General features: G+C 40.0%; 13 protein-coding genes and 1 other annotated feature. Of the genes, 5 read left to right on the top strand and 8 right to left on the bottom strand.

Annotation, left to right across the window (positions count from 1 at the left end; all coding sequences use genetic code 11):
- Positions 1 to 90 precede the first annotated feature (90 nt).
- The 4 genes from ABE65_RS16040 to ABE65_RS16025 all read right to left on the bottom strand — a co-directional run bounded on the left by ABE65_RS16040 (position 91) and on the right by ABE65_RS16025 (position 1,843).
- Positions 91 to 642 carry a phosphatase PAP2 family protein gene (locus ABE65_RS16040; protein WP_066397014.1) on the bottom strand — a complete coding sequence of 184 codons (552 nt, stop codon included), beginning with the start codon at positions 640 to 642 and terminating at the stop codon, positions 91 to 93.
- Between the two features lie 121 nt (positions 643 to 763).
- Positions 764 to 1,333 carry a spore coat protein CotJC gene (cotJC, locus tag ABE65_RS16035; RefSeq protein WP_066397012.1) on the bottom strand — a complete coding sequence of 190 codons (570 nt, stop codon included), beginning with the start codon at positions 1,331 to 1,333 and terminating at the stop codon, positions 764 to 766.
- A 22-nt stretch (positions 1,334 to 1,355) separates the two neighbouring features.
- Positions 1,356 to 1,583: a spore coat protein CotJB gene (locus ABE65_RS16030; RefSeq protein WP_066400262.1), complete on the bottom strand. Its 228-nt coding sequence runs from the start codon at positions 1,581 to 1,583 to the stop codon at positions 1,356 to 1,358.
- Between the two features lie 41 nt (positions 1,584 to 1,624).
- Positions 1,625 to 1,843, bottom strand: coding sequence for a spore coat associated protein CotJA (locus ABE65_RS16025; RefSeq protein WP_066397007.1), 219 nt, complete (start codon positions 1,841 to 1,843; stop codon positions 1,625 to 1,627).
- Positions 1,844 to 1,981: 138 nt separating this feature from the next.
- Here ABE65_RS16025 and ABE65_RS16020 point away from each other — a divergent pair, with 138 nt between their 5' ends.
- The gene (locus ABE65_RS16020; RefSeq protein ID WP_066397003.1) at positions 1,982 to 2,353 is read left to right on the top strand and encodes a VOC family protein; all 372 of its coding nucleotides are present in this window, start codon (positions 1,982 to 1,984) and stop codon (positions 2,351 to 2,353) included.
- Here ABE65_RS16020 and ABE65_RS16015 read toward each other — a convergent pair.
- The gene (locus ABE65_RS16015; RefSeq protein WP_066397000.1) at positions 2,343 to 2,861 is read right to left on the bottom strand and encodes a gamma carbonic anhydrase; all 519 of its coding nucleotides are present in this window, start codon (positions 2,859 to 2,861) and stop codon (positions 2,343 to 2,345) included. The two genes, ABE65_RS16020 and ABE65_RS16015, sit on opposite strands and share 11 nt — an antisense overlap.
- Positions 2,862 to 2,943: 82 nt before the next feature.
- On the opposite strand from ABE65_RS16015, the gene ABE65_RS16010 reads away from it, so the two are divergent.
- Both ABE65_RS16010 and ABE65_RS16005 read left to right on the top strand, forming a co-directional pair.
- Positions 2,944 to 3,732, top strand: a complete 789-nt coding sequence (locus ABE65_RS16010; protein ID WP_066396996.1) for an alpha/beta hydrolase — start codon at positions 2,944 to 2,946, stop codon at positions 3,730 to 3,732.
- 40 nt (positions 3,733 to 3,772) lie between these two features.
- A complete protein-coding gene (locus ABE65_RS16005) occupies positions 3,773 to 4,843 on the top strand; it encodes a tetraprenyl-beta-curcumene synthase family protein (RefSeq protein ID WP_066396993.1) in 1,071 nt (356 codons plus the stop codon).
- 265 nt (positions 4,844 to 5,108) lie between these two features.
- Here ABE65_RS16005 and ABE65_RS16000 read toward each other — a convergent pair whose 3' ends face one another.
- Both ABE65_RS16000 and ABE65_RS15995 read right to left on the bottom strand, forming a co-directional pair.
- On the bottom strand, positions 5,109 to 5,684 hold the full coding sequence (locus ABE65_RS16000) for a tRNA 5-(aminomethyl)-2-thiouridylate-methyltransferase MnmM (protein ID WP_066396990.1): 576 nt from the start codon (positions 5,682 to 5,684) through the stop codon (positions 5,109 to 5,111).
- Positions 5,681 to 6,646, bottom strand: coding sequence for a tRNA modification radical SAM protein MnmL/YtqA (locus ABE65_RS15995; RefSeq protein ID WP_066396988.1), 966 nt, complete (start codon positions 6,644 to 6,646; stop codon positions 5,681 to 5,683). The genes ABE65_RS16000 and ABE65_RS15995 overlap by 4 nt, the downstream gene beginning before the upstream one ends.
- 165 nt (positions 6,647 to 6,811) lie before the next feature.
- Here ABE65_RS15995 and ABE65_RS15990 point away from each other — a divergent pair, with 165 nt between their 5' ends.
- Positions 6,812 to 8,008 carry an MDR family MFS transporter gene (locus ABE65_RS15990; RefSeq protein WP_066396985.1) on the top strand — a complete coding sequence of 399 codons (1,197 nt, stop codon included), beginning with the start codon at positions 6,812 to 6,814 and terminating at the stop codon, positions 8,006 to 8,008.
- A 68-nt stretch (positions 8,009 to 8,076) separates the two neighbouring features.
- Here the strand turns inward: ABE65_RS15990 and ABE65_RS15985 are convergent, their stop codons facing one another.
- On the bottom strand, positions 8,077 to 8,646 hold the full coding sequence (locus ABE65_RS15985) for a biotin transporter BioY (RefSeq protein ID WP_066396983.1): 570 nt from the start codon (positions 8,644 to 8,646) through the stop codon (positions 8,077 to 8,079).
- A gap of 197 nt (positions 8,647 to 8,843) precedes the next feature.
- Positions 8,844 to 9,072: a binding site (T-box leader), on the top strand.
- A 61-nt stretch (positions 9,073 to 9,133) separates the two neighbouring features.
- Here ABE65_RS15985 and leuS point away from each other — a divergent pair.
- Entirely contained in the window at positions 9,134 to 11,554 is a 2,421-nt protein-coding gene (gene leuS / locus ABE65_RS15980) for a leucine--tRNA ligase (RefSeq protein ID WP_066396977.1), read from the top strand.
- Positions 11,555 to 11,558: the final 4 nt, after the last annotated feature.

Below are 11,558 nucleotides of genomic sequence, written 5' to 3'. Positions count from 1 at the left end.
GCTAATGTACGAATTTTAAGCATAAAAAGAAGGATCATCACCGTTTTTCTTGAGATGTCCCCCTTGTTTTACATTATAAAATCGCTATTTTTATAAAAAATAAGGCAAGATAAAGCTATTTACTAGAAATAAAGAAAAGAAACTAGAGCTGATGCCTAGAATCATCCCTGCAAGTACGTCGGAAGGATAATGAAGACCAAGATACATACGAGAGATGGCTACCAAAAGTGCGGCGACCAATAAAAATATACCGATAAAAGGATTTAATAGTATCAACGGCGTGATAATTGAAAATACAGCTGTCGTATGACCGGATGGAAACGAATGATCTTTTAGTGGATTATGACCGACGTTTGTATCCGGAAGACTTAAATAAGGTCTTTTTCTTGGATACATTTTCTTAGAGATCGCAACAGGAATGTGGCTGATCAATAAGGATAGCATACAAACGATTCCCCAAGACTTTAAGTGCATAGGGAGAAATAACAGAAGCAGAATACTTGTTGAGATGGTAGCTGTTGCACCACCAAGATGTGTCCACAAGTGAAAGAAATGATCCATTGAGTTCCTGTGCAGTCTTCCATTAATAAGTCGGAAAAATGTACACTCTTTTTCATATAGCCAATTCATTACTTTTGCCATGAGTATCCCCCTTATCATGCTTTTTTTTTGTCGTTATTATCATAGTAAAATACAATTGTAAGGGGAACGTGAAGACAGTATGAAATTATTATAAAAAAACCATCCTGCAAGAGCAGAATGGCTAGAAGTATATTTTTCTGTCACGTTCCTCTTTTAAGATTTCAACCGCCTCACGAAATCTTTGAGAATGAATAATCTCCCTTTCTCTTAGGAAACGAAGAGAGTCATTAAGACCAGGATCGTCTGACATATTAATGATCCACTGGTAAGTTGCACGTGCTTTTTCTTCCGCTGCGATATCTTCATATAAATCAGCGATCGGATCACCTTTTGCAGCTATGTAGCTTGCAGTAAATGGTACACCGGCTGCATTATGGTAGAACAAGGCGCTATCGTGGTTGACATAGTGATCTGCGATGCCAGCAGCTTTTAATTGCTCGGGTGTGGCGTCTTTTGTCAGCTTGTAGATCATGGTTGCAATCATTTCAAGATGAGCGAATTCTTCTGTACCTATATCCGTAAGTAGACCTATCACTTTATCAGGAATCGTATAACGCTGATTTAAATACCGAAGAGCTGCAGCTAGTTCTCCATCTGCACCTCCGTATTGTTCAATTAAATATTTAGCAAGTGTTGGATTGCATGACGTTACTTTCACTGGATATTGCAGTTTCTTTTCATATACCCACATCTAAAATGAACCTCCTTTCTATTTATAACTGCCATGGCCATGGTCCATCACTCCAGTTCCATGGCATGCCTGAATAACTGTTTCCGTATTGCTGGAGAGGGCCATATTTTGACTCGATGGCTCTCTTGATTTGTTTTCTTTGTTTCGCGAACTGATTAAACTGTTGAACTGCGGATTGATCCTGTGGGTGTGTGTCGAGATATAAGGTAAGTTCCACAAGAACAAAATCAACTGCTTGGAGCTCTTCCATCCACTGATAGAATTCTTCAGGTAAGGTTGCTGGCACGAAGATTACCTCCTTCTTTCATAAGGATTTTCATAATAATCATAAAATGCAGGCCATAGTGTACCTTTTTGTAGGGCTTCTTTTGGTGAGTATTGTGGAAGATTATAAGGTTGAAATCCCATATATAGATTTGGAGGAGTAGAGTAATATTTCTTTCCGATCGGAGGACACGGATCGTAAGGGCTATGATAAGGAACATAAGACTTTTGATTAGATGAACTCATCAGACAACTTCCTTTCATATGGTTAACTTTTATTATTAGTATTCAAAAGGGTAGCAGTTTCAGTACGATTTCGTCTCAAATTATTAATTTCTATGTTAAAATTATGGGCAAAACATACAGAGGAAGAGGTGGACATACATGTATGCAGGAATACACCATGTATCCTTACTCGTAACAAATCTAAAAGAGTCATTGTATTTCTATGAGGGAATTCTCGGTTTCAAACAAAATAAAAAACGCCCGCAATTTGATTTTCCAGGCGTTTGGTATGATATCGGTGACACACAGCTTCATTTGATCGTACATCCCGATGGTAAGGCTAGGCGAAATACAACAGAGATCGATAGCAGAGATGGCCATTTTGCCGTAAGGGTTACGGATATGGATAAGCTATTAAAAACATTAGACGTACATAACATTCCTTATGTTAACAAGCCAACTAATAAAACAGAGTGGCACCAAGTTTTTGTGAGTGACCCTGATGGAAACTTAATCGAGTTTAACGTTTAGGTTGTAAAGATTTATAATATTGTCCTTTCTCGTAATATTCACGGCGGATTCGCTTCATGTCCGTAATATCTTCTTCCGTTAACTCTCTGATTACCTTAGCTGGTCGGCCGAAAGCTAGGGTGTTAGGTGGTATCTTCTTTCCAGGAGGAACAAGACTTCCTGCACCTATAAAAGCTCCTTCTCCGATGTGAGCTCCATCTAATATAAGAGAACCCATGCCGATCAATGCGTTCTCTTCAATGATACAACTATGTAAGATTACACTATGACCAATAGTAACACCGTCTTTTAAATGAAGAGGGCGGTTCGGACTCTGATGAAGAACCGAATTATCTTGAACATTTACATAGTTTCCGATAATCGTAGGCGAAACATCTCCGCGTATGGATGAATTAAACCAAATGGAAGAATATTCACCAATCTGAACGTCGCCCGTGATGGTAACATAGTCTGCAATAAAGGCAGTTTCTGAAATCTTAGGTTGTTTGTCTCCGAATGGGTAGATCATGGTTACACACTCCTATTATTAATTATTTATCTAACTACAGTGTAGCAAATCACCAAGTCTTATGAATAGAGAAGGTGGAGAAATGTGGACGTGGAAAACGAATAAAAATGCAATTGGAACCGTCGTTGTCGTACATGGAGCAAATGAACATCACGGTAGGTATGATTGGGTGATCAGGCAATTAAACGAAGCCGGCTTTCATTGTGTTTCAGGTGATCTACCAGGTCAAGGCACGACAACAAGAAGAAGAGGACATATAGAAGCGTTCGATGATTATATTCAAACCATAGAAAAATGGTATCTTGAAGCCGAGAAATTTGGCCTTCCCGTATATATCTTAGGGCATAGCATGGGTGGGCTAGCTGTGATAAGAACGTTGATGGAAAAACAACTTAACATAAAAGCGGTTATTCTATCCTCTCCTTGTTTAGGATTAGTCCAGTACCCATCAAAAGGCAAGGAAGCGGTTTCTGTCCTTTTAAACAAACTCGCTCCGAGTGTTAGGTTAGCCACTAACTTACCTGAAGGAAGTGCTACAAGAAATGAAGAGATCCGCACTCGTGACCGAGAGGATAAGTTAATCGTTAAAAAAGTTTCTGTCAGGTGGTACCGTGAGTTGATCGGTTCGATTAAGCATGCTTTTGATTATCATCATGATTTTCCAAACGTACCTTTAATGGTCGTGCAAGCAGGTGATGATCGAATCGTAGACAAGATAAAAGTGAAACAATGGTTTAACACAGTAGGGATAGAAGAGAAATGGTATAAAGAATTTCCGTCACTTTATCATGAAGTTTTAAACGAGCCTGAAAGAGATCATGTATTTAATTATGTGAAAAATTTTTTATTTTTGCATAGTGAAGTACTTTAAGGAAAAAGGTAAGGAAGAAATAAACAAAAGGAGCCATCTTATGAACAAAGTTCCGGTTCACCCTTGGGGATTGATGTATTCCGTTTATACACATATTTTTCCGGCTGTCAGTCATCTTCTCAAGGACTGGCATGATAGAGCTGAGAAGATTCCGAATCCTGAATTGAGAAAACAGGCAGTTAGCAGTATTTCGGATAAGATGTTTCATTGTGAAGGAGGAGCGATTCTAACACTGCTAGCTGGCAATCATCGCAAAAAAGCCATTGAGTTTGTGGTGGCGTACCAGACGATCAGCGACTATTTAGATAATCTTTGTGACAGAAGCACGTCACTGAATGAAAAAGATTTCCGAGCCCTTCATGAGAGTATGTTTCATGCTCTGTCTCCTGGGGCTGTCCCAACCAATTATTATCGTTTCAGAGAAGAGCAGGACGATGGCGGTTATTTAAACGAACTTGTCTACACATGTCAAAATGTATTAGCAGAGATGAAAGCTTATCCAAATATCGCAAGTGAACTGATCGGACTAGCTTCGATCTATTGTGACCTACAGGTACATAAACATGTAATCGTTCAAGAGAGAGAGCCTCGGTTAATCAGTTGGTTCGGAGAGTATCAATCCGTTCTTCCAGATATCACCTGGTACGAATTTTCTGCTTGTGCAGGTTCAACGCTTGGTATCTTTTGTTTAGTCAGCTACGCATTTCAAGGGAATTTCACGAAAGAATCTGCTGAAACGATAAAAAAAGGATACTTTCCATGGCTGCAAGGTCTTCATATTCTGTTAGATTATTTTATTGATCAAAATGAAGACAAGTTGGAGGGCGATCTGAACTTTTGTACGTATTATAAGAATGATCAGCACATGCTTGAACGAATGGTATATTTTGCAGAAAGAGCAGAGAAAAGCTGTGCCAATCTACCTAACTCAAGGTTTCACCGCTTGATCCAAAGAGGTCTTTTAGGAATCTATCTTGCAGATCGAAAAGTTTCTGAGAGCCCTGGTATTAAAAAGATGGCTGCAAAGCTCGTTAAAGTGGGAGGTGCTACGAGTTATTTCTTTTATGTAAATCGAAAACTATATCAAAGATTAAAACCTTCTCTCTCATAAAAGTAATGTCAAGATCCATGTGCTTCGCATTTAGCAGGGGTATGTGAGGATAGTAACTATTGCGTAATTTGTCGAGGAATGTAAACTCGTGGATAAAAGACAAAAACTTTTGGATTGAGAGGCAATTCTCGTGGATAAACTGTCAGAATTTTTGGATTGCGTGCTCAAATTTCTGGATTGATGACGCATAATACCCCGGCATGTATATATGACGACCAGTTTCTGAATCCTGAAAAAAGGCTGAATCAACTTTAATTAGTTGGATTCAGCCTCTTCTTTCGATTGCGACCACAAATGGCGGGTCGTTCTTTTGATTTATAAATTCGTATTGTAAAACATGAGCCTGTTTTTGATCCAGCTGTTTTACATAATTCATAACAAGTTCTTTTTCTCTTTTTCCTTCTTCATGCCCATGGTAGATCACGAGTATGATTATGCCTTCAGGTTTTAATAATTGCAGGAGCTGTTCAATTGCACCGATGGTAGATGATCCTGTTGTTGTAATCGACTTGTCGCTTCCAGGCAAATAACCGAGGTTAAAAATAGCAGCAGTTATTTTTGTATGAAGATTACTAGGTAATTGAGTGGTTAACTCATCATGCGAAGCATGAAAAAAAGTGACGTTTTGATCAGCTTTTTGATCTATCAAGCGTTGTTTAGAGTTGGCAATGGCTTGTTCTTGTACATCAAAAGCAAACACATGGCCGCTCTCACCAACAAGTTTTGATAAAAATAACGTGTCGTTTCCGTTTCCACAAGTGGCGTCAATTACGATATCACCTTCTTCACAAAAAGAACGAAGAAGCGTTCTCGCAAACGGCAATACTCCTTCTAGTTTCATCGTGTCTTCACCTCTGACGGATTATAAAATTTTCCTTGGTAACTATTCCTGCTTTTAAGTTCACTTTCGATCGCATTTAGCACTTTCCATTTATTCAAACTCCACATCGGTCCAACCAAAAGATCAGATGGCCCGTCTCCAGTTAAGCGATGGATCATCATGTCAGGTGGAAGAATCTCTAGCTGATCACACACTAGTTTTACATACGTGTCAAAATCAAGAAATTCTAACATACCTTGTTCATATTGTTTGACCATAGGTGTCTTTTTTAGAAGATGAAGCAAATGGATCTTAATCCCTTGAACATCAAGTTTCGCAACTTCTCTTGCAGTTTCCATCATCATCTCTGGAGTTTCTAACGGCAGTCCGTTAATGATGTGTGAACATACTCTAATGTTATGTTTTCGAAGTTTTTCAACGCCTTCAACATATGTTGCGTAGTCATGAGCTCTGTTTATGAGCAGAGCTGTTCGCTCATGTACAGTCTGAAGTCCTAACTCGATCCAAAGATAAGTTCTTTTATTTAAGTCAGCAAGATATTCAATCACATCATCCGGTAAACAATCAGGTCTCGTAGCAATCGAAAGTCCAACGACACCTTCTTGTTCAAGTATGGTTTCATAGAGTTCTTTTAGTTGATCAACAGGAGCATAAGTGTTCGTGAAAGCTTGAAAATAGCCGATGTACTTTCCTTTTTTCCACTTTGAGTGCATTCGTTCTTTAACGGTGTGAAACTGTGTGATGATATCATCACGGCGGTTTCCTGCAAAATCTCCTGAGCCGCTTTGAGAGCAGAAGGTACATCCTCCGAATGCAGCGTTTCCATCACGATTTGGACAATCAAATCCTCCATCAAGTGGTACTTTAATAATTTTATCTCCAAAATGGGACTTTAAATGCTGATTCCATGTGTAATATCTTTTTTCTCCAAAATAATCTGGTTGTTCTATAAGGTGTGTCATCTTTCTCACTCCTTCATACGGTGATGAGCACCATATGACATTGTAGCATGTTCACACGTTGAGCGGCAAAGTGAGTTGTCAGTACTTTCAAATTGTAAAGTGCAGGAAAAAGGAATAAAATACAGAGTGGTTTATGACATCTTAGTTAGCAAGTGGGGGATATTTATGCCAGCGAAAGTATGGCTGCTCATTATTGGAATGGCACTTAATGTGACGGGCTCAAGTTTTTTGTGGCCGATCAATACGATTTTTATACATGAACACCTTGGTAAGTCACTTACTGTAGCAGGAATTGTTCTATTGTTGAATTCCGGTGCTGGAATCATAGGCAACTTAACAGGAGGATTGCTGTTTGATAAATTAGGAGGCTACAAGACGATTATGCTCGGAGTCTCCATTTCATTTACAACTTCCTTCTTATTAATCTGGTTTCATGATTTTTGGATGTACAGTGTACTTCTTGTTTTTATGGGATTTGGAATGGGAATCGTCTTTCCATCTATGTATGCTTTAGCAGGTACGATGTGGAAAGAGGGTGGAAGGAAGGCGTTTAACCGAATCTATATTGCACAGAACGTAGGAGTGGCGCTCGGGGCTGCCCTTGGTGGTTTTGCAGCTTCCTATTCATTTACACTATCTTTCATCAGTTGTTCTGCTCTGTCTTTCGTATTTTTTCTTATTGTGTTATTCGGTTTCAAAGACATAGATGAAAAAGAAGAAGCCTCTGTGCAAACCGTTTTTTCTCAACGGAAAAGAATTCATAACAAGGAAGCGTTTATCGCTTTATTGATTTTATGTGGAGGGTATCTGCTGGCTTGGATTGGTTATGTTCAATGGCAGTCCACGATCGCAGCTTATACACAATCACTAGGGGTAACGTTAAAAATGTACAGTTTGCTTTGGACTGTAAATGGTGTGTTTATCGTTCTCGGTCAGCCACTAGTCAACCTTTTCTTGAAAAAGTGGCTGCACTCTACAACGTCACAAATTTTGGTCGGATATTGTATATTTGTCATTTCATTTGTGATGGTGGGGAATGCAAAAGACTTTAGTGGGTTTATGGTAGCGATGATCGTTCTTACTATAGGAGAAATGCTCGTATGGCCAGGTGTTCCGTCCATCGCGGCAGAGCTTGCTCCTGAAGGAAGAGCCGGATTCTATCAAGGAATCGTAAACTCGACGGCCACAGGCGGAAGGATGCTCGGTCCGTTGTTTGGAGGAATGATTGCAGATATTTTCAACATTTCTGTATTGTTTCAAACGATAATCGGCTTGATGGTACTTGCTTTCATATTGACGATCATATACAGCAAGAGCCGACATGCGATACAGCAAACTGAAGTTACTCGCCAAGCTTCTTAATGTCTAGATGAGAAAGAAAGAGACCGTGATGAAAATAAACACGGTCTCTTTGTTTATATTTTGATGAATTAAGCGGCTCTTGTCTCTTCTTTTGGAAGTAGTTTTGCCGACATTAATCTTCTTCTGATCGTAACGCCAAGGATTGCGGCTAAAATGGCTTTAATTACTCCTACAAGTAAAAAAGGAATAACACCACCACTCATAGCTTGTTCCCAGCTAAGACTTGCGATGAACTTTAATTGAACGGCACCGAACACAAGTGTGATTACCATACCCGCAATGTTTGCAACAACAGCAGGCAGTAGGGTAAAACTTGTCTTTTCTAAAATAAGACCAGTTACATAAGCCGCGATGATAAACCCGACAATATAACCTCCTGTTGGACCGATCAGTACCATAAATCCACCTTTCGCCTCAGAAAAAACAGGTAGCCCGATCGCTCCCATAGCGACGTAGATCATAACAGCTAACGTGCCGTATCTTCGACCTAGAATGGTTGCGCAAAGCCCGATCGCTAATGTTTGCCCCGTAATAGGAACTAACGGTAGAGGAATCGTCAGCTGCGCTAGAATCGCTGTAATACCTGCCATAAGTGCTGCGTAGAGCGACATCTTTAGTTTTTGGTTCGTTTCATGCATGTTTTGCACCCCTTTTTATGTTAACGAAAAAATATTAACGGTTAACATTACATTAAACAGCTCAAAAGCGTTTGTCAAGATACCGCTTACAGCGAAATAGTCCGTGATTAAAAGTGGTAAAAATAGGCTATTATACTTCTAAACAACCTTGACAATTTAGGAAGTTATTCATAAAATACAAATTAGCATCTAAATTTCTAATAACGATGATAGGGAATAGTAAAAGAAGAATGGAAATGATAGAGAGTTGACGGCTGGTGCAAGTCAACCCAGACTTTTTTGAACTCACCCTTTAGTTGCAAGTGTGAATCCAGTAATGCTTGCCGTTCGCCGCGTTAAGGTTTGTTTCCGAGTGAATGCGATCTTTGCATTAATCAGGGTGGTACCGCGGCAGGTTTAAATTGTTAATAACCTTTCGTCCCTAATGTTTATTAGGGGCGGGAGGTTTTTTTGTTTTTAAAGTACAGTTTTCTAAGGAGGATCGGTTATGTATTATAACCACAAAACAATCGAGAAAAAGTGGCAGCAGTTTTGGGATGAGAACAAAACGTTCCAAACAAAAGAAGAATATGATAAAAAGAAATTTTATGCGCTAGATATGTTTCCATACCCATCTGGAGCAGGCCTTCATGTAGGTCACCCAGAAGGATACACGGCAACAGATATTCTATCTAGAATGAAGCGTATGCAAGGATACAATGTACTACATCCGATGGGATGGGATGCATTCGGACTTCCTGCGGAACAATATGCGCTTGATACAGGAAACGATCCAGCGGAATTTACAGAAACAAACATCAACACGTTCCGCAGACAGATTAAAGAGCTTGGTTTCTCCTATGACTGGGATCGTGAAGTAAACACAACAGATCCTTCTTATTACAAATGGACACAATGGATTTTTATCCAGCTTTATAATAAAGGACTTGCTTATGTCGATGAAGTGCCTGTGAACTGGTGTGAAGCGCTAGGAACAGTACTTGCGAACGAAGAAGTCATTGATGGAAAAAGTGAACGCGGAGGTCATCCTGTTGTTCGTAAACCTATGAGACAATGGATGCTTAAGATTACTGCATACGCTGACAGATTGTTAGAAGATCTAGATGAACTAGATTGGCCTGAAAGCTTGAAAGACATGCAACGAAACTGGATCGGCCGATCAGAGGGAGCTGAAGTCCACTTTGATGTGGATGGACATTCTTCTAAGATCACAGTGTTTACTACACGACCAGATACACTTTTCGGTGCGACATACTTAGTGCTAGCTCCTGAAAATAAACTCGTGAACGATATTCTAACAGAAGATCAAAAAGAGGCAGTAACGGCTTATCAAAGACAAGTAGAAACAAAGTCTGATCTTGAACGTACAGAACTTGCAAAAGAAAAGTCTGGGGTGTTTACAGGGGCATATGCGATTCATCCTGTAACAGGTGCAAAACTTCCGATCTGGATTGCAGACTATGTACTAGCAAGCTATGGAACAGGTGCGATCATGGCAGTTCCTGCGCACGATGAACGTGATCACGAATTCGCAGTTAAGTTTGAACTTCCAATCGCTGAAGTTGTAGCTGGAGGAAATGTAGCAGAAGAAGCTTACACGGGTGATGGCGAACATGTTAATTCAGATTTCTTGAATGGCATGCAAAAAGAACAAGCGATTGCAACAATGAACGAATGGCTTTCAGGGAACGGAAAAGGTGAGAAGAAGATTACGTACCGTCTACGTGACTGGTTGTTCTCGCGTCAGCGTTATTGGGGCGAACCAATCCCGGTCATCCACTGGGAAGATGGCACGATGTCGACAGTGTCAGAAGATCAACTACCTCTTCTTTTACCAGTCGTTAAAGAGATCAAACCTTCTGGAACAGGAGAATCTCCACTTGCTAACGTTGAAGAGTGGGTAAACGTTGTAGATCCTGAAACAGGAAAAAAAGGACGTCGTGAAACGAATACGATGCCGCAATGGGCAGGAAGCTGCTGGTATTACCTTCGTTATATCGATCCAAAAAACGAAGAACAATTGGCGTCTCCTGAGAAGCTGAAACATTGGCTACCAGTTGATATTTATATTGGTGGAGCAGAACACGCTGTGTTGCACCTACTTTATGCTCGTTTCTGGCACAAGGTTATGTACGATCTTGGTATCGTTCCGACAAAAGAGCCTTTCCAAAAACTTTTCAACCAAGGTATGATTCTTGGAGAAAATAATGAAAAGATGAGTAAATCTAAAGGGAACGTAGTTAATCCTGATGAGATCGTTTCGAGTCATGGCGCAGATACGCTACGTTTGTATGAGATGTTCATGGGACCACTTGATGCTTCTATCGCATGGAGCACAACTGGTTTAGATGGAGCTCGCAGATTCCTAGATCGTGTTTGGAGATTACTTCTTGCTGAAGATGGAGAGAAGATAAATCCTTCAATCCAGGATACGAAGGGAACAGATGCTTTCAATCGCCTTTATCATATGACGGTTAAAAAAGTAACGGAAGATTATGAAGGGCTTCGTTTTAATACAGCCATTTCACAATTAATGGTGTTTGTAAATGAAGCTAATAAGCAGGAAGTGCTTCCTAAAGATATGATGGAAGGGTTCGTTAAGATGCTTTCCCCGATTGCTCCGCATATTTGTGAAGAGCTTTGGGAAATGCTAGGTGGAGAAGGCAGCATCGCATATGCGTCTTGGCCGGTTTGGGATGAAGCTCAACTAGTAGAAAATGAAGTTGAAATCGTTGTTCAAGTTAATGGTAAATTAAAAGCGAAAATGACGATTGCTGCAAACATCAGTGGTTCAGATATGGAAGAGGCTGCACTAAAAGACGAATCTGTTCAACAAAGCATTGAAGGAAAGACGATTCGCAAAGTCATTACAGTTCCAGGTAAGCTTGTGAATATCGTTGCGAATTAAAGGA

Source organism: Fictibacillus phosphorivorans (assembly GCF_001629705.1).
GTDB classification, from domain to species: Bacteria; Bacillota; Bacilli; order Bacillales; family Fictibacillaceae; genus Fictibacillus; species Fictibacillus phosphorivorans_A.
This window is presented reverse-complemented; position numbering and strand designations above follow the sequence as displayed.

Bases quoted from the DNA above. Each gene is read 5' to 3' on its own strand.
- ABE65_RS16040 (WP_066397014.1), bottom strand. From the start codon at position 642: ATGGCAAAAGTAATGAATTGGCTATATGAAAAAGAGTGTACATTTTTC.
- cotJC (WP_066397012.1), bottom strand. From the start codon at position 1,333: ATGTGGGTATATGAAAAGAAACTGCAATATCCAGTGAAAGTAACGTCA.
- ABE65_RS16030 (WP_066400262.1), bottom strand. From the start codon at position 1,583: ATGGAAGAGCTCCAAGCAGTTGATTTTGTTCTTGTGGAACTTACCTTA.
- ABE65_RS16025 (WP_066397007.1), bottom strand. From the start codon at position 1,843: ATGAGTTCATCTAATCAAAAGTCTTATGTTCCTTATCATAGCCCTTAC.
- ABE65_RS16020 (WP_066397003.1), top strand. From the start codon at position 1,982: ATGTATGCAGGAATACACCATGTATCCTTACTCGTAACAAATCTAAAA.
- ABE65_RS16015 (WP_066397000.1), bottom strand. From the start codon at position 2,861: ATGATCTACCCATTCGGAGACAAACAACCTAAGATTTCAGAAACTGCC.
- ABE65_RS16010 (WP_066396996.1), top strand. From the start codon at position 2,944: ATGTGGACGTGGAAAACGAATAAAAATGCAATTGGAACCGTCGTTGTC.
- ABE65_RS16005 (WP_066396993.1), top strand. From the start codon at position 3,773: ATGAACAAAGTTCCGGTTCACCCTTGGGGATTGATGTATTCCGTTTAT.
- ABE65_RS16000 (WP_066396990.1), bottom strand. From the start codon at position 5,684: ATGAAACTAGAAGGAGTATTGCCGTTTGCGAGAACGCTTCTTCGTTCT.
- ABE65_RS15995 (WP_066396988.1), bottom strand. From the start codon at position 6,646: ATGACACACCTTATAGAACAACCAGATTATTTTGGAGAAAAAAGATAT.
- ABE65_RS15990 (WP_066396985.1), top strand. From the start codon at position 6,812: ATGCCAGCGAAAGTATGGCTGCTCATTATTGGAATGGCACTTAATGTG.
- ABE65_RS15985 (WP_066396983.1), bottom strand. From the start codon at position 8,646: ATGCATGAAACGAACCAAAAACTAAAGATGTCGCTCTACGCAGCACTT.
- leuS (WP_066396977.1), top strand. From the start codon at position 9,134: ATGTATTATAACCACAAAACAATCGAGAAAAAGTGGCAGCAGTTTTGG.